Raw genomic sequence first — 17,084 nt, 5'->3', positions numbered from 1 at the left:
ATGCTCAACCGTGGCTGATGCGGGTACCCAGCAGCGCCAGGAACTGGGCGATCCAGGCGGGGTGGGCGGGCCAGGCGGGGGCGCTGACCAGGTTGCCTTCGGTGTGCGCCTGGTCCACGCCGATGTCGGCATAGGTGCCGCCGGCCAGCTCGACCTCGGCGCGGCAGGCAGGGTAGGCAGAGCAGGTGCGACCCTTGAGCACGCCGGCGCCGGCCAGCAGCTGGGCACCATGGCAGACGGCGGCCACGGGCTTGTCGTTGTCGAAGAAGTGGCGCACGGCGGCGCGAACGGCGTCGTGGTTGCGCAGGTATTCGGGGCCTCGTCCGCCAGGGATCACCAGGGCGTGGTATTGCTCGGGCTTGATGTCGGAGAAGCTGGCGTTGAGCGTGAAGTTGTGGCCGGGCTTCTCGCTGTAGGTCTGCGCGCCCTCGAAGTCATGGATGGCCGTCTTGATGTGGTCGCCCGCCTTCTTGTCGGGGCAGACCGCATGCACCGTGTGCCCCACGGCCTGCAGGGCCTGGAAGGGAACCATGGTTTCGTAGTCCTCGCAATAGTCTCCGCAGATCATCAGAATCTTCTTGCCGGCCATGTGCCTGCTCCTTCAAAAAAGTCAGAGGGAACAGGCATTGTGGCAGCGTCGGTGACGCCGGCGTGACCGGCGGGCGCGTGCAACGAAAAAGAGAGCCGGAGCTCTCTTTCTTCAGGGAAGGGTGAAGCCCTCTCAGGCTGTCAGGCGCTCCAGCGCCTCGCGGTACTTGGCAGCCGTCTTCTCGGTCACGTCCTGGGGCAGGCGCGGTGCCGGGGCCTTCTTGTCCCAGGGCTTGCCGTTGACCTGGGCCTGCTCCAGCCAGTCGCGCACGAACTGCTTGTCATAGCTGGGCGGATTCTCGCCATGGGCCAGGGCCTGGGCATAGCCTTCCACGGGCCAGTAGCGCGAGCTGTCGGGGGTGAGCACCTCGTCCATGAGCACCAGTTCACCCTTGTCGTCCAGGCCGAACTCGAACTTGGTGTCGGCGATGATCATGCCCTTGTCGAGGGCGATGGCGGCGGCTTCCTTGTAGATGCGGATGGCTGTGTCGCGAATCTGGGCGGCCAGCTTTTCACCGACCATCTCCACGGTGCGCTCGTAGGTGATGTTCTCGTCATGGTCGCCCATCTCGGCCTTGGCGGCCGGGGTGTAGATGGGCTCGGGCAGCTTGGCGGCGTTGGTCAGGCCCTCGGGCAGCGGCACGCCGCACACCGAACGCGATTCCTGGTACTCCTTCCAGCCACTGCCGGCCAGGTAGCCGCGCACCACGGCCTCGATCAGCACGGGCTTGAGGCGCTTGACCAGCATGGAGCGGCCGCGCACCTGGGGCACTTCCGCAGGCGTGACCACGGACTCGGGCGCTTCGCCGGTCAGGTGGTTGGGGCAGATATGGCCCAGCTTGTCGAACCAGAACAGCGCCATCTGCGTGAGCAGCTCGCCCTTGCCGGGAATGGGCTCGCCCATGATCACGTCGAAGGCCGACAGACGGTCCGAGGCCACCATCAGGATGCGGTCGTCACCCACGGCGTAGTTGTCACGCACCTTGCCGCGCGCGAGCAGCGGCAGCGAGGCGATGTTGGAGGTGTGCAGGGCGGAGGGACGGGACTGGGTGGTCATGTGAGGCAAGGGGCAATCTGGCAAGGGGCCGCGGCTGCCTGACGGCTGAAAGGGCTGAAAACGGCGTGCAGGAGCGCGATTCTAACGGGGCCGGAGCGGCAGGTGCCCGGACGGGGCTTGCCGCCCCCGGCGGGCTGCTTCCGGCTGGCGGACTGCTCCGGCAAACCTGCCCATTGTGCGCCCAATCGCAGGGTACGACAAACGCCCCTCCAAGGCCCTGCGCCACCCTGCGCCATCGCCCGGCGGCGTTGCTTTTGGGCGGGGGGCGGCGCATAGTGGGTTCGCAAGCAAACGAATGCGCATTCCAGCCTGCAAGCACCTGTCCCGGCGGATCGTCCTGCCGACGGATCGGGCTGTTCCCATCCAGAGCAAGGAGTGTTTAGATATGAATCTGACGATTAGTGGGCATCACCTGGAGGTCACTCCCTCGCTGCGCAGTTACGTCATGGCCAAGCTCGAACGCATTCTTCGGCACTTTGACCAGGTGGTGGATGTCAAGGTCTTGCTGACCGTCCACAAGCAAAAGGAGAAGGAAAAACGCCAGCGTGCCGGTTGCACGCTGCGCGTCAAGGGCCAGGATCTTTTTGTCGAAACCTCTCACTTCGACCTCTACGCCGCCGTCGATGCGCTGGCCGACAAGCTCGACCGCGTGGTGGTGCGCTACAAGACACGGCAGCAAGGCAGCCGCTACGGCTCGGCCAAGCGCCTGGGCGATGCCCAGCCGGTGATGGCGTCAGTTGGATGACAGGTAAGGCGCCGGCCCTGTGCGGGCGCTTACAATACCCTTCTTCCTGTGGCTGACGCGCCACGTACGACCACCGCCCTTCGGGGCGGTTTTTGATGGGGGTCAGGGTTTCCCCACGGTTTTCGGCACTGCGGTGCATAATTGTTTCCCGAACCATGAACCGTCTCGCCTCCATCCTGCCCGCCGCTCAAGTGCTCGTGAGCGTCGATGTCACCAGCAAAAAGCGCGCTTTCGAAGAAGCAGGCCTGCTTTTCGAGAGCCTGCACGGCCTGTCCCGCGCCCTGATCACCGACAGCCTGTTCGCGCGTGAACGCCTGGGCTCGACAGGACTGGGCCATGGCGTGGCCATTCCTCACGGTCGTATCAAGGGTCTGACGGCCCCCATGGCGGCCGTGTTCCAGCTGGACCGTCCCATCGGTTTCGATGCGCCCGATGAGCAGCCCGTGGGCCTGCTGATCTTCTTGCTGGTGCCCGAGGCCGCGACCCAGAAGCACCTGGAGATCCTTTCGGAAATCGCCGAACTGCTCAGCGACAGCCAGTTGCGCGAGCGGCTGAAGTCCTGCGGCGACGCCGCCCTGCTGCATGGGATGATCGCGGGCTGGCAGTCTTCTGCCGCCCCCCTGGTCTAGCCCTTTCTCCTTTCTTTTTCACGGGCCTTGCCATGAGACCCAGTGCCATCAGCGCCGATGTGCTGTTCGAGGAGTTCCGCTCCAGCCTGCGCTGGGAGTGGGTGGCGGGCCTGGGTGCCTCCGAGCGCCGCTTCGACGAGATGGCCGTGCGCTCGGCGCGCTCGGGTGCCGATCTCGTCGGCTACCTGAACTACATCCATCCCTACCGGCTGCAGGTGCTGGGCGAGCGCGAGATCGCCTACCTGACCAATGCCACGCCCCAGGACTGCCAGCGCCGCGTGGCGCGCATCGTCACGCTGGAGCCGCCGGTGCTGGTATTGGCGGATGGCCAGACGGCGCCCGAGGCACTGCTGTCCATGTGCGAGCGTGCCCACATCCCCATGTTCGCCACGCGCGAGCAGTCGGCCTTCGTGATCGACGTGCTGCGTGCCTACCTGGCCAAGCATTTCGCCGACCGCACGACCATGCATGGCGTGTTCATGGACATCCTGGGCATGGGCGTGCTGATCACGGGCGAGTCGGGCCTGGGCAAGAGCGAGCTGGGGCTGGAGCTGGTGACACGCGGCAACGGCCTGGTGGCCGATGATGCCGTGGACCTGTACCGCATCAACCAGACCACCATCGAAGGCAAGTGCCCCGACCTGCTGCAGAACCTGCTGGAGGTGCGCGGCATCGGTCTGCTGGACATCCGCGCCATCTTTGGCGAGACGGCCGTGCGCCGCAAGATGCGCCTGAAGCTCATCGTGCACCTGGTGCGCAAGGAGACCATGGAGCGTGAGTACGAGCGCCTGCCAGCCGAGCCGCTGACCCAGGACGTGCTGGGCGTGCCCGTGCGCAAGGTCGTGATCCAGGTGGTGGCGGGCCGCAACATCGCCGTGCTGGTCGAGGCGGCGGTGCGCAATGCCATCCTGCAGCTGCGCGGCATCGACACCTACCAGGAATTCGTGCAGCGCCACCGCCGCGCCATGGAACGCGGCGATACCTTCTAGCGACTGCCTGTTGCGCAGCCCCCACTGTTTTTTCGGCGATTGTTTGAGGGCGGTGCGACCACGTTTGCGCGCGGGGCGTTGTTGCTGGAGTGTTAATAAGAATAATTCTCAATTTCTATAATCCGGGCAAACGCCATGTCCGCGTCGCACCGGGCCGGACATGGCGCGTTCATTTCCGTCTCGAAAGCCCTCCCGGATGTCCCGAATCTGCCGCCATGGCCTGCTGCACGCAGGCTCCGTCCACCCGTTCGCCCCCGTGGCCCGAATCCATGCCCTTGGCGCGATCGCCCGGGTCTGCGCCATGGTTGCCGCAGCAGCGCTGCCCGCCGCATCCTGGGCCGCCGACGCCGAACTCGCCGAGGTCACGGTGCGCAGCGCCACCGATCCCCAGGCCCTGCCTGCCGTGGCGCCTGGCGGGCAGGTCGCCAAGGGAGCAGGCCTGGGCGTGCTGGGCCAGCGCGATGTGATGGATACGCCGTTCAACATCACCTCCTACACCGCCGAGGGCATGGCCGACCAGAACGCGACCACGCTGATGTCGGTGCTGGAGAACGACCCCTCGGTGCGCTTCACGACCAATACCGGCCATGCCTATGAGAACTTCACCATCCGCGGCCTGGGCGTGAACTCCACGGAGCTGGGCTTCAACGGCCTGTACGGCCTGGCGCCCGACGGCCATGTGCCCACCGAGATGGTCGAGCGCGTCGAGGTGCTCAAGGGGCCGGGCGCGCTGATGAACGGCATGTCGCCGGGCGGGGCCGTGGGCGGCACCATCAACCTCGTCACCAAGCGCCCGCTGGCCCAGGATCTCACGCGGGTGACCACGATGTTCAGCAGCACCTCGCAACTGGGACTGCAGGCGGACGTATCGCGCCGCTTCGGCCCCGAGCGCCGTCTGGGCATGCGCGTCAACGGCAGCACCTCGTCCGGCGATACCGAGATCGACGGCCAGAGCCGCCGCCACGGACTGGGTGCGCTGGCCTTGGACTACCAGGGCGACGGCTTCACCGTGGGGCTGGACGCCTACAGCTACCGCTCCACCATCCGCGATGGCAGCCCGATGATGGTGAGCCTGCAGAACCTCAAGCAGATGATCGCGGCACCGGATGCCACGACCAACCTGTTCAAGGGCATCCACGCCAGGCAGCAAAGCGATGCACTGATGCTGCGTGGCTCGGTGGACCTGGGGGCGGACTGGACGCTGTTCGGCTCGGTGGGCACGGCCGGGCATGCCTACGACGGCATGCTCAACGGCACGCGCGTGGTGCTGCGTGCCCAGGGCGACGGATCGGCCGTGGGGCAGACCTACAACCAGTACGGCTACACGGACACGACGGCGGCCGAGTTCGGCGTGCGTGGCCGGCTGCGCACGGGTGGCGTGAACCATCTGCTGGTGGCTTCCGTCAACTGGATGAATCAGAAGGGCGGCCGTGCGGCCGTTGCCACCAGCGCCAGCTATATCACCAACATCTACAACCCCGCACCCATCACGCTGGCCGGCCCCTACGGCGCCATCAAGCAGGAGCGCGACGATGTGCTCAGCAGCCTGGCCCTGGCCGACACGCTGAGCTGGGGTGGCGATGCCGTGCAGCTCACCGTGGGCGCGCGCCTGCAGCGCGTGAACCAGAAGATGGCGCGCTACGACGAGCAGGCCGTGTCGCCGGCGCTGGGCCTGGTGGTCAAGCCCTGGGGCGATGCGGTCTCGTTCTATGCCAACCATGTGCAGGGGCTGAGCGCGGGCTCCATCGTCGGCCCCACCTACGCCAATGCCGGCGAGGTGTTCGCTCCGTACAAGACCAAGCAGTTCGAGATCGGTGCCAAGTGGCGCATGGGTGATTTCACGCAGACGGTCTCGTTGTTCCAGATCGAGCGGCCGTCTTCCGTGGTCGAGACCGCGACCAACCGCCTGCGCATGGATGGCGAGCAGCGCAACCGCGGGCTGGAGTGGAATGTGTTCGGCGAGCCGGTGCGCGGCGTGCGCGTGCTCGGCGGCGTTGCCTACACACAGGCCATCCAGAGCAAGACCCAGGGCGGCGCACGCGATGGCTTCGGCGTCTTTGGCGTGCCGCGCTGGACGGCCAACCTCGGCGGCGAATGGGATGTGCCGGCGCTGCCCGGCGCCGCGCTGACGGGTCGCCTGATCTACACGGGCGCGCAGTGGGTGAATTCCGCCAACACGCTGAAGATGCCAGGCTGGACCCGCGTGGACGTGGGCGCGCGCTATGCGACCCGCATCGCGGCCCGGCCCGTGACCTTCCGCGCCACGGTGGAGAACCTGTTCGACAAATCCTACTGGGCCGGCAGCTTCAACGACAACTTCGCGACCACGGGCGGCCCGCGCACGGTGCGCGTCTCGGCCACGGTGGACTTCTGACGCCATGGCGCACGCTGCACGCAAGGGCCTGTGCATGGCCGCATCGCTGATGTACCTTCTGGGAGCCGGTGTCCATGCCGATGACGATGTGAAGAGCACACAGGCACATCGGATCGCTGCCGCGCAGACCGGCCTTCTGGCGCCTGGGCAGGCTGCCAGGGGGCTGCTGCCCGTCGGTGGCGCCCAGGCCTGGCGCGTCGACCTGCCGGCCGGTCACGTGGTCCAGGGCGAGTTCGATGGGCAGGGCGTGGCCCTGGACCTGGAAGATGCCCAGGGCCGCCATCTGCGCCGCCTGGCGCGCCCCGACGGGGGGGCCCAATCGCTGATGTGGGTCACGCAAGGCGCCGGACGGCAAAGGCTGGTGGCGCGCCGCATCGCTTCGGATGCGCTGGTGGCCGACGAGGCGAAGGCCGAGGCCGGCCGCTTCTCGCTGCGGCTGGGCTCCAGTCTGGCACCCGTGGGCGCCAAGGCAGCGCAGACCTCGGACGGGCCCGTGCTGGAAAGCCCGCGCCTGCGGGCCCTGGCGCAGGCGATCCAGCGCGGCGCGGGTTCGGGCGTCGCGGCCGAAGCCTTCTGGCGGCGCGTGCAGCAGGAGGGCTCGCCCATGGTGGAGCCGCTGGCGGATGGGCAGTCGCTGGTCACCTTCCTGTGGCGCGGCCTGCCGCGCGAGGGCATGCAGGGCGTGCGCCTGTTCGGCAGCCCGGCCGGCAACCATGATCCCCTGCAGCACCTGCCGGGCAGCGATGTCTGGTGGGCGAGCTTTCGCATGGCGGACAATGCGCGGCTCAGCTACCGGCTCGCGCCCGATGTGCCGCTGATCCAGGGCTCGGCCATGGAGCAGCGGCGCGCCTTGCTGGCCACGGCGCAGCGCGATCCCCTCAATCCCAAGGTCTTCCCGCAGCCGCCCGAGGGCGGATTCATCGACGCCTTCCAGGGCGCTTCGGTGCTGGAGCTGGCCAAGGCGCCGCCCCAGCCCTGGGTGGCTGCGCGTGCCGGCGTGCCGCAGGGGCAACTGGTGCAGCATCGCCTGCCCAGCCGCGTGCTGGACAACCAGCGCGATGTCTGGACCTACCGCCCGGCCGGCGCCCGAGCGCCCGAGGCGCTGCTGGTGCTGTTCGACGGCAATGCCTACACCAGGCAGGTGTCCACGCCCACGATCATCGACAACCTCATGGCCGATGGCCTGATCCCGCCCACGGCCGTGGTGCTGGTGGACAACGCCAGCCCGCAGGCGCGTGGCAGGGAGCTGCCACCCAACACGGCCTTTGCGCGCTTCCTCGATGAGGAGCTGATGCCCTGGGTACAGGCCCGGGGCCTGGGCCAGCCGGCCGCACGCACGGTGATCGGGGGCTCCAGCTATGGCGGGCTGGCCTCGGCCTATGCGGGCCTGGTCAACGCGCGCTGGTTCGGGAATGTGCTGAGCATGTCGGGCTCGTTCTGGTGGTCGCCGGCCGGCGAGGTGCCGGGCTGGGTGCAGCGCCGCTATGCCGAGGCACCGCGCCAGCCCGTGCGCTTTTATCTGGACGCGGGCCGCCATGAGCGTGCCCGCGGCGGACAGGACGGCATCCTGGAGACCAACCGCCACCTGGCCGATGTGCTGCGCGCCAAGGGCTACGACGTCACCCAGGCCGAGCACGAAACCAGCCACGACTACCTGCAGTGGCAGGGCTCGCTGGGTTGCGGCCTGGTGGCCCTGCTCAATCCCGTGCGCTTCGCCCAGGGCCTGCCGGCCTGCGAGCGCATGCCGGACAGCACGCCGGAGCTGAACTAGGTTTTTTGCCTGAACTTTCCGGCCATACAGCAGTCATTGAAAGCATGAATACCGTGAACGCAAATCATTCTCGTCGCCATCTCCTGGCGAAGATGGGCCAGGGCCTGGGCGTGCTGGTCACGCTGCCGCTGGCGGCGCAGTTGTCCCATGCGCAGACGGCCGCGCCCGGCAAGACCGTGACCGTGCCGCATGCCAAGGGCGAAATCCAGGTGCCCTTCAAGCCTTCGCGCGTGCTGGTGTTCGAGCTGGCGGCACTGGATACCTTGCAGGCCCTGGGCGGCGAGGTACGCGGCGTTCCAGAATTCAAGATGCCGCCGCTGCTGTCGCGCTATGCCGATGCGAAGTACGCGCGCATCGGCAGCCTGTTCGAGCCGGACTACGAGGCCATCAAGGCGCTGTCGCCCGACCTCATCATCGTGGGCGGGCGCTCCGAGGCCAAGTCCAGGGAGCTGCAGCGCTTCGCGCCCGTGCTGGACCTGAGCGTCAGCGACCAGCACCAGATGGCCGACATCTACCGCAACATCCGGACGCTGGGGGCCGTCTGCGGCCTGCAGGACAGGGCCGAGGCCGAGGTCAAGGGGCTTGAGCAGGCCGTCGCCGCGCTGCATGCCAAGGCGCAGTCGGCGGGCAATGGCCTGGTGCTGCTGACCTCGGGCGGCAAGCTCAGCGCCTATGGCCCGGGCTCGCGCTTCGGCATGCTGCACGATGTGTTCGGCGTGAAGCCCGCGGCCGACAAGCTCACCGTGGCGCGCCACGGGCAGGTCGTGTCCTTCGAATACCTGCTCAAGACCAATCCCGACTGGCTGTTCGTCATCGATCGGGACGTGGCCATCGGCCAGGACGGCAAGACCGCCCAGCAGTTGCTGGACAACCCGCTGGTACGCGCCACCAAGGCCTGGCGCAACAAGCATGTGGTCTACCTGAACGCGGCCAACTGGTACATCCTGGCCAATGCGGGCGCAGGCGCGTTGAAGGCCAACATCCAGCAACTGTCGGATGCCTTCGAGCGCGCATGACGCAGGCGCTCTGACGGCGGCGGCAGGGACCGTGCGCTCCCGCCGGGCCTTGGCCTGGCTGGCGGCGCTGGCGGCCCTGCTGGCGCTGTCGCTGGCCAGCCTGATGGTGGGCGCGGGCGACATGCACTGGAGCGTGCTGTGGTCGCGCAGCGAGGACGACCTTGCCTCCCAGGTGCTGGTCTTCAGCCGCGTGCCGCGCACGCTGGCGCTGTTGCTGGCCGGCGCCTCCATGGCGGTCTGCGGCCTGCTCATGCAGATGCTGGCGCGCAACCATTTCGTGGAGCCATCCACCGTGGGCACGGTGGAGTCGGCCAGCCTGGGCATGCTGGCGTCCTTCCTGTTCGTGCCGCATTGGCCGGTGATCGCCAAGATGGGCATTTCGGCCGTGGCGGCGCTGCTGGGCACGGCGCTGTTCCTGGCCGTGCTGTCACGCATACGGTTGCGCTCGTCTTGGATGGTGCCCCTGGTCGGCCTGGTGCTGGCCGGCGTGCTGGACGCGGCGGGCAGCTTCGTGGCCCTGCAGTTCGACATGATGCAGGCGCTGAAATCGTGGTCCAACGGGGACTTCTCCCTGGTGGTGCAGGGGCGCTACGAGCTGCTGTGGCTGTCGCTGGGTGCCACGGCCCTGACCTGCCTGGCGGCGGACCGTTTCACCGTGGCCGGGCTGGGCGAGAGCTTCGCCACCAACCTGGGGCTGAACTACCGGCGCCTGGTCTGGCAGGGCCTGGTGGTGGTGGCCGTGGCCACGTCGGCCGTGGTGGTCACGGCCGGCAGCCTGCCCTTCGTGGGCCTGATCGTGCCCAACGTGGTGCGCCTGGTGCTGGGCGACAACGTGCGCCGCAGCGTGCTGTGGGTGGCGCTGATCGGCGCGGGCCTGACCCTGCTGTGCGACCTGGTCGGGCGGCTGCTGATCGCTCCCTACGAAATCCCCGTGGGTACGGTGCTGGGCGTGCTGGGTAGCGCCCTGTTCCTGGCACTGATCCTGCGTCGCCGCAAGGAGGGTGCATGAGCAGCCTGCCGCAGACTCCGCCCTCTTTCGCTGGCCGGCCGCGCGCCTGGGGTCTGGGGACACGCCTGGCGCTGCTGGGCGTGCTGGCGCTGCTGTGCCTGGCGGCCTTCATGACCGTGGGCGTCAAGACCGACTGGGCCTTCGTGCTGGAGCATCGCGGTACCAAGGTGCTGACCATGGCCCTGGTGGCGTGCGCCATCGGCCTGTCCACCGTGGTGTTCCAGACCGTGTCGCACAACACCATTCTCACGCCCTCGGTGATGGGGCTGGATGCGCTGTACCTGTTCGTGCAGGCCGCCCTGGTGCTGTTGCTGGGGGCGGCTGGCGTCTCCGGCATGGGCGAGATCGGGCGCTACGCGCTCAACATCGCGCTGATGATGGGTTTCAGCGTGCTGCTGATGCGCTGGCTCTTCGTCGGTCACGCGAACAGCCTGCATCTGATGCTGCTGGTGGGCATGGTCGGTGGTATCTTCTTTCGCAGCCTCGCGGGCCTGGCCATGCGCGTGCTCGATCCCAACGAGTTCACGGCGCTGCAGGACCGCCTGTTCGCCAACTTCAATGCCGTGAACCTGCCACTGCTGGCGCCTTCGCTGCTGCTGATCGTGCCGGGCAGTGCCTGGATCTGGTGCCAGCGCCGCGTGCTGGACGTGATCTCGCTGGGGCGCGACGCGGCCATCAGCCTGGGCGTGGACTACGAAGGCCGCGTGCTGCGGCTGCTGGCCGTGGTGGCCTGCCTGGTGGCCGTCTCCACGGCCCTGGTCGGGCCCGTGGTCTTCTTCGGCCTGCTGGTCAGCAACATGGCCTACCACGCCATGGGCACGCGACGCCATGCCTGGGTGCTGCCGGCGGCCGTGCTGTGGGGCTGTGTGTTGCTGCTGGGCGGCCAGGTGCTGCTGGAGCAGCTGTTTCATTTCAATACCGTGCTGAGCATCGTGGTGGAGTTCCTGGGGGGGATCGTCTTCATCGTGCTGCTCATGCGCAAGGGGACCCCATGATCGAGGTGCGTGATCTGCTCAAGCGCCATGGCGGCACGACGGTGCTGCAAGAGCTCAATTTCGAACTGCCCGAGAAGGCGCTGACGGCCATCATCGGGCCCAACGGGGCCGGCAAGTCCACGCTGCTGTCCCTGGTCAGCCGCCTGATGCCGATCACCGCCGGACAGGTGCTGGTGGCCGGCAGCGACGTGGCCACCACGCCCACCGACGCGCTGGCGCGCATCATGGCCATCCTGCGCCAGGACAACCAGAGCGCGCTGCGCCTGACGGTGCGCGACCTGGTGGGCTTCGGCCGCTTTCCGCACAGCAAGGGGCGCCTGGGCCCCGAGGACCTGCGCCATGTGGACGAGGCGCTGGCGTACCTGCAGCTGACGCCGTTGGCCGAGCGGTTTCTCGACGAACTGTCGGGCGGCCAGCGCCAACGCGCCTACATCGCCATGGTGCTGTGCCAGGACACGCCCTACATCCTGCTGGACGAGCCGCTGAACAACCTGGACATGGCCCATGCCGTCAGCATGATGGGCCTGCTGCGCCGCGCCGTGACCGAGCGCGGCAAGACCGTGGTGATGGTGCTGCACGACATCAACTTCGCGTCGTGCTACGCCGACCACATCATCGCCCTCAAGGACGGTCGCCTGGCCATCGCCGGCACCCCCGCCGAAGTCGTGCAGGACGATGTCCTGAGCACCCTCTACGGCATCCCCGTCAGCGTCCACGAGGTCCGGGGCCGCCGGCTCTGCCATTATTTCGGCTGAGGCGGTGAGAGCCGGTTCCGCGCGTGGCGCGTGAAACTGGCGCGGCCCAAGTCAGGGGCACCGAGCAAGGGCCGCCCCGCCGCGAGGGTGTCGTCCCCCTCCCGCGAAGCGAGAGAGGGGGAAGGCGCGTCAGCGCCTCAGGGGGTGACCTTTTTCTCCAGGATCATGGAGTCACCGTAGCTGAAGAACCTGTACTCCTGCGCGATGGCATGGCGGTACAGCGCCATCACGTGCTCATAGCCCGCGAAGGCGCTGACCAGCATCATCAGCGTGCTCTTGGGCAGGTGGAAGTTGGTGATCAGCAGGTCCACCACCTGGTACTGGAAGCCCGGCGTGATGAAGATGCGCGTGTCGCCGCAGATGTGGCCCGTCTGGGCCCAGGACTCGAGCGTGCGCACCGTGGTCGTGCCCACGGCGACGATGCGGCCGCCGCGCTGGCGGCAGCGTTCCAGCGCGGCAAGCGTGGGCAGGGGGATCTCATACCACTCGCTGTGCATCTGGTGGTCGGCGAGGTTCTCGGTCTTCACGGGCTGGAAGGTGCCGGCGCCCACATGCAGCGTGACGCTGGCGCGTTCGATGCCGCGCTCGGCCAGGCGGGCGAGCACCTCGTCGTCGAAGTGCAGGGCGGCCGTGGGCGCTGCCACGGCACCGGGGCGGGCCGCGAAGACGGTCTGGTAGCGTTCGCTGTCCTCGGCGGCATCGGGGTCGTTGCCGCCGTCCTGGTGGCGCTCGATGTAGGGCGGCAGGGGCAGGTGGCCGAAGCGCTCCATCAGCTCATGGGGCGTCTCGCCGCGCGGGCCCTCGAAGCTCAGGTGGAACAGCGGGCCGTTCTCGTCCGGCCAGCGGCCCCGCAGCACGGCATCGAAGCCGCCGCGGTTCTTGCCTCCGCACAGGTGGATGCGCGAACCGGGCAGGGGCTTCTTGCTGACGCGCATGTGGGCCACGACATCGTTGCCTTCGAGCACCCGCTCGACCAGCAGCTCCAGCCGGCCGCCGCTGGCCTTCTCGCCGAAGATGCGCGCCTTGAGCACGCGCGTGTCGTTGAACACCAGCAGGTCGCCGGGCTGCAACAGGTCGGGCAGCTCGCGGAAGATGCGGTCGGTGGGAGAGGCGGCATCGTCACGGCCATCGAGCAGGCGCGAGGCGCTGCGCTGGGCCGCAGGATGCTGGGCGATCAGGTTCTCAGGAAGCTCGAAGTCGAAGTCGCTGAGCGAAAACACACGGGACAGGGAAGACATGCAGTGCTTGAGGGCCGGACAGGGCCCGTTCCAAGTTCGTTGAACGGAAGTCCGCCATTGTCGCAAACCCTGGGGTTGTCCCTGGAATTCTCCCGGGTCACTTGGCCATGCCGGCCTGGGGCTGGCGCTCGAATTCGAGCCACAGCGACTCCAGGTCCGGGAAGTCCCAGTTGGCGGGATCCTCGCGCGAGACGATGCGGTCATTGCCCAGGCTGTCGGACAGGTCCTCGACCTCGGGCGTGATGCGGCATCCCTGGCGCAGCGAGTAGAAGACCTTGACGCGCGGCGCCAGCAGGCTGGTGGGCGAGGCATCGATGACCACCGCCAGGCGCTGCGAGTGCAGGCGCACCAGCGAGCCCAGCGGATAGATGCCCACCGTCTGCACGAACTGTTCGAACAGGCGCTTGTCGAAATGCCTGGGGCTCCATTCGGCCATGCGGCGCAGGGCCTCCGACGGGGGCCAGCCCTTCTTGTAGGGGCGGTCCGAGGTGATGGCGTCGTAGACGTCGCAGATCGCCGTCATGCGGGCCAGCAGGCCGATGTCGTTCTGGCGCAGTCCGTCGGGGTAACCTGTGCCGTCCACCTTCTCGTGGTGGTGCAGGCAGGCATCGATGACCTCGTCGTCCAGGCCCAGCGGGCGCAGCAGCCGCTCGCCATGGCGCGGGTGGGCGCGCATCAGGGCCCACTCCGCATCGTCCAGCGGCCCGGGCTTGTTGAGCACGGCCACCGGGATCGCGGTCTTGCCCAGGTCATGCATGAGGCCGGCCATGCCGGCCTTGCGCAGGCTGTGGTCGTCCAGGCCCATGCGCTTGGCCAGGGCCACCATCAGCGCGCACACGGCCAGGCTGTGCATGTAGGTGTAGTCGTCGGCGGTCTTCAGCCGCGCCAGTCCGATCAGCGCATGCGGATTGCGCGCCACCGAGGCCGTCACATCGTCCACCAGCTGCCCGGCGGCCGCGGCATCGACAGGGCGACCCAGGCGGGCATCGCTGAACAGGCGGCCCAGCAATTGCCTGGCCTGGGCGCAGGTCTGGGCGGCGCGGCGCAGCTCGGTGGCCGTGGAGATCGGGGCCGTGCTCTGCTCGGAGGCCGGCCGCGCGCTGTCAGGGATCTGGTGGCGCAACTCGTCCTGGGGATCGAAGCGCAGGCAGGGGACCTGCACGCCCACATCCAGGCCCTTGCGCACGTCGATCCAGACCTCCTGGATGGAGGTGGCGCGCAGGCGCTGCAGGTCGGCCTCGGAATTGAGCAGGAACCGGGTTCGCCAGAATGGATGCTCCATCCAGGAGCCGCAGAACTCGTGCAGGAACATGCCCAGAGTGACATGCTGGACATTGATACGCTTCAACATGGCATTCGGTGGCGGGTAACACTACGTAACGTTGCCTGCATGGTAGCGGCTTCCCCAGAGACCCGGGGCATCAAGGGTGCATTGGACGGCTGGCGCCGCGGTGAACGTGGCGTGTTGCCTACACCTGTATATTCATACACTATGCTGCATGCTCTGAAACAGGACGGCCCATGCCTTTGAACGCCTCTTCCGCCTTTCCCGACCTCGGGCGCGATGCACCCGGCGCCAAGGCTGCGCGTCCGGGCAAGGCCAAGGCCGCGGACAAGGCCGGCGGCAAGGCGGCCAGCGCCGCACAGCAGGCGCTGCAGAAGATGGGCCTGGTGCGCGACATCGACCTGGCGCTGCACCTGCCGCTGCGCTACGAGGACGAAACCCGCATCACGCCGCTGCGCAACGCGCGCGAGGGCGACACCGTGCAGATCGAGGCCACAGTCACCCACAGCGAGGTGCAACTGCGCCCGCGCCGCATGCTCAAGGTCACCGTGGACGACGGCACGGCCGAATGCGTGCTGACCTTCTTCAGCTTCTATCCCTCGCACCAGAAGACGCTGTCGGTGGGCGCGCGTCTGCGCATACGCGGCGAGGTCAAGGGCGGCTTCTGGGGCCGGCAGATGCTGCACCCGGCCTTTCGCGCGGCCGGCGGCGACCTGCCCACGGCGCTCACGCCCGTCTACCCCACGGCGGCGGGCCTGCCCCAGGCCTACATCCGCCGCGCGGCCGCCACGGCCATGCTGCGCGCCGACCTCTCCGACACCTTGCCGGAGGGGGAGCAGCCGCCCGTGGCCCAGTTCCATGGCAGCGGTGGCCTGCCACCGCTGTTCAGCCTGCGCGATGCGCTGCAGTTCCTGCACCACCCCACGCCCGATGTGGCCCTGGCCACGCTGGAGGACCATTCGCATCCTGCCTGGCAGCGCCTGAAGGCCGAGGAACTGCTGGCCCAGCAGCTGTCCCAGTACGAGGCCAAGCGCGAACGTGCGCGGCTCAAGGCACCCGTGCTGCGCGCCGAATCCTCGCCGCAGGGGTTGACCCGGCAGTTCCTTGGCCAGTTGCCGTTCGGCCTGACGGGCGCCCAGCAGCGCGTGGTCGCGGAGATCCGGGACGACATGGCGCGCAGCATTCCCATGCACCGGCTGCTCCAGGGCGATGTGGGTTCGGGCAAGACCGTGGTGGCGGCGCTTTCGGCCGTGGCCTGCATCGATGCCGGCTGGCAGTGCGCGCTGATGGCGCCCACGGAAATCCTGGCCGAGCAACACTTCGGCAAGCTGGTCGGCTGGCTCGAACCCCTGCTGGCGCCACTGGGCAAGCGCGTGGCCTGGCTGGCCGGCGCCCAGAAGAAGAAGGAGCGCACCGCCATGCTGGAGCTGGTGCGAAGCGGCGAGGCCGCCCTGGTCATCGGCACGCATGCCGTGATCCAGGAGCAGGTGCAGTTCAGGAATCTGGCGCTGGCCGTGATCGACGAGCAGCATCGATTCGGCGTGGCCCAGCGTCTGGCGCTGAGGCAAAAGCTCGCGGCCACGGGAATGGAGCCGCACCTCCTGATGATGAGTGCCACGCCCATCCCGCGCACGCTGGCCATGAGCTACTACGCCGACCTGGACGTCTCCACCATCGACGAGCTGCCGCCGGGCCGCACGCCCATCGTCACCAAGCTCATCGCCGACAGCCGCAAGGACGAGGTCATCGAGCGCATCGGCGCCCAGGTGGAATCGGGGCGTCAGGTCTACTGGGTCTGTCCGCTGATCGAGGAAAGCGAGGCACTGGACCTGTCCAATGCCACGGCCACCCACAGCTATCTCAGCGAGATGCTGCCCGGCGTCATGGTCGGATTGCTGCATTCGCGCATGCCCACGGCGGAGAAGAAGGCGGTGATGGAGCTGTTCTCGGCCGGTGTCATGGGGGTGCTGGTCTCGACGACGGTGATCGAGGTCGGCGTGGACGTGCCCAATGCCTCGCTCATGGTCATCGAGCATGCCGAGCGCTTCGGCCTGTCGCAGCTGCACCAGCTGCGTGGCCGCGTGGGGCGGGGCGCCGCTGCCTCCGCCTGCGTCCTGCTGTATTCGGTGGGCGACAGCGGACGCCTGGGCGAGACGGCCAAGGACCGGCTGCGTGCCATGGCGGAGACCAATGACGGCTTCGAGATCGCCCGGCGCGACCTGGAAATCCGTGGCCCCGGTGAATTCCTGGGGGCGCGGCAGTCGGGCGCGCCCATGCTGCGCTTCGCCGACCTGGAGCAGGACCTGATGCTGCTGGACTGGGCGCGCGAACTGGCCCCGCGCATGCTGGAACAGCACCCGCAGCTGGCACAGCGCCACGTCAGCCGTTGGCTCGGTGGCAAGGCGGAGTTCCTCAAGGCATGAAAGTGCTGGAATGCACTATTTCTGTTACATATTATTACGACTCGGGATTCCTTCTGCCCGCCACCGGCCGTCTGCGCGGGCAAGCCGCGCCAGCCAAGGCTCCCAGGGCGCAGTGGGCCCTTGCGCATGGCGTGTTCCGAGAGGGCGGTGACGTCGTGGCAGCGACAGTGTCGTCCTGCCGATGCATTGAATATTTGTGACCTTTTGGTA

Annotated in this window: 14 protein-coding genes; 10 read left to right on the top strand and 4 right to left on the bottom strand. The window is 68.0% G+C overall.

Features of this window, described 5'->3' with window-relative positions:
- Positions 1–4: 4 nt before the first annotated feature.
- Positions 5–589 (bottom strand): DJ-1/PfpI family protein, encoded by a 585-nt coding sequence (locus L1Z78_RS25815; RefSeq protein ID WP_234639171.1) that lies wholly within the window; start codon positions 587–589, stop codon positions 5–7.
- A 132-nt stretch (positions 590–721) separates the two neighbouring features.
- Positions 722–1,645, bottom strand: a complete 924-nt coding sequence (locus L1Z78_RS25810) for a phosphoribosylaminoimidazolesuccinocarboxamide synthase (protein WP_234639170.1) — start codon at positions 1,643–1,645, stop codon at positions 722–724.
- Positions 1,646–2,030: 385 nt separating this feature from the next.
- Between L1Z78_RS25810 and hpf the strand changes: the two genes are divergently transcribed.
- The 9 genes from hpf (at position 2,031) to L1Z78_RS25765 (ending at position 11,928) form a co-directional block, all read left to right on the top strand.
- Complete coding sequence (hpf, locus tag L1Z78_RS25805; protein WP_234639169.1) at positions 2,031–2,390, top strand: ribosome hibernation-promoting factor, HPF/YfiA family; 360 nt, start codon at positions 2,031–2,033, stop codon at positions 2,388–2,390.
- Positions 2,391–2,545: 155 nt separating this feature from the next.
- On the top strand, positions 2,546–3,019 hold the full coding sequence (locus L1Z78_RS25800; RefSeq protein WP_234639168.1) for a PTS sugar transporter subunit IIA: 474 nt from the start codon (positions 2,546–2,548) through the stop codon (positions 3,017–3,019).
- A 32-nt stretch (positions 3,020–3,051) separates the two neighbouring features.
- The gene (gene hprK, locus L1Z78_RS25795; RefSeq protein ID WP_234639167.1) at positions 3,052–4,008 is read left to right on the top strand and encodes an HPr(Ser) kinase/phosphatase; all 957 of its coding nucleotides are present in this window, start codon (positions 3,052–3,054) and stop codon (positions 4,006–4,008) included.
- A 196-nt stretch (positions 4,009–4,204) separates the two neighbouring features.
- Positions 4,205–6,382 (top strand): TonB-dependent receptor, encoded by a 2,178-nt coding sequence (locus tag L1Z78_RS25790; RefSeq protein WP_234639166.1) that lies wholly within the window; start codon positions 4,205–4,207, stop codon positions 6,380–6,382.
- Between the two features lie 4 nt (positions 6,383–6,386).
- Positions 6,387–8,153, top strand: a complete 1,767-nt coding sequence (locus L1Z78_RS25785; protein ID WP_234639165.1) for an enterochelin esterase domain-containing protein — start codon at positions 6,387–6,389, stop codon at positions 8,151–8,153.
- Between the two features lie 44 nt (positions 8,154–8,197).
- Positions 8,198–9,169 carry a siderophore ABC transporter substrate-binding protein gene (locus L1Z78_RS25780; protein ID WP_234639164.1) on the top strand — a complete coding sequence of 324 codons (972 nt, stop codon included), beginning with the start codon at positions 8,198–8,200 and terminating at the stop codon, positions 9,167–9,169.
- Positions 9,150–10,178 carry an ABC transporter permease gene (locus L1Z78_RS25775; RefSeq protein WP_234639163.1) on the top strand — a complete coding sequence of 343 codons (1,029 nt, stop codon included), beginning with the start codon at positions 9,150–9,152 and terminating at the stop codon, positions 10,176–10,178. Before L1Z78_RS25780 ends, L1Z78_RS25775 begins: the two co-directional genes overlap by 20 nt.
- Positions 10,175–11,173, top strand: a complete 999-nt coding sequence (locus tag L1Z78_RS25770; RefSeq protein WP_234639162.1) for an iron chelate uptake ABC transporter family permease subunit — start codon at positions 10,175–10,177, stop codon at positions 11,171–11,173. Before L1Z78_RS25775 ends, L1Z78_RS25770 begins: the two co-directional genes overlap by 4 nt.
- On the top strand, positions 11,170–11,928 hold the full coding sequence (locus tag L1Z78_RS25765; RefSeq protein WP_234639161.1) for an ABC transporter ATP-binding protein: 759 nt from the start codon (positions 11,170–11,172) through the stop codon (positions 11,926–11,928). The genes L1Z78_RS25770 and L1Z78_RS25765 overlap by 4 nt, the downstream gene beginning before the upstream one ends.
- A gap of 137 nt (positions 11,929–12,065) precedes the next feature.
- Here L1Z78_RS25765 and queA read toward each other — a convergent pair whose 3' ends face one another.
- The gene (gene queA / locus L1Z78_RS25760; RefSeq protein WP_234639160.1) at positions 12,066–13,166 is read right to left on the bottom strand and encodes a tRNA preQ1(34) S-adenosylmethionine ribosyltransferase-isomerase QueA; all 1,101 of its coding nucleotides are present in this window, start codon (positions 13,164–13,166) and stop codon (positions 12,066–12,068) included.
- Between the two features lie 97 nt (positions 13,167–13,263).
- Complete coding sequence (locus L1Z78_RS25755) at positions 13,264–14,517, bottom strand: HD-GYP domain-containing protein (protein ID WP_234639159.1); 1,254 nt, start codon at positions 14,515–14,517, stop codon at positions 13,264–13,266.
- A 170-nt stretch (positions 14,518–14,687) separates the two neighbouring features.
- On the opposite strand from L1Z78_RS25755, the gene recG reads away from it, so the two are divergent.
- Entirely contained in the window at positions 14,688–16,874 is a 2,187-nt protein-coding gene (recG, locus tag L1Z78_RS25750; RefSeq protein ID WP_234639158.1) for an ATP-dependent DNA helicase RecG, read from the top strand.
- The last annotated feature ends 210 nt before the right edge of the window (positions 16,875–17,084 follow it).

Origin of the sequence: Delftia tsuruhatensis, from assembly GCF_903815225.1 — a bacterium.
Taxonomy (GTDB): domain Bacteria; phylum Pseudomonadota; class Gammaproteobacteria; order Burkholderiales; family Burkholderiaceae_C; genus Comamonas; species Comamonas tsuruhatensis_A.
This window is presented reverse-complemented; position numbering and strand designations above follow the sequence as displayed.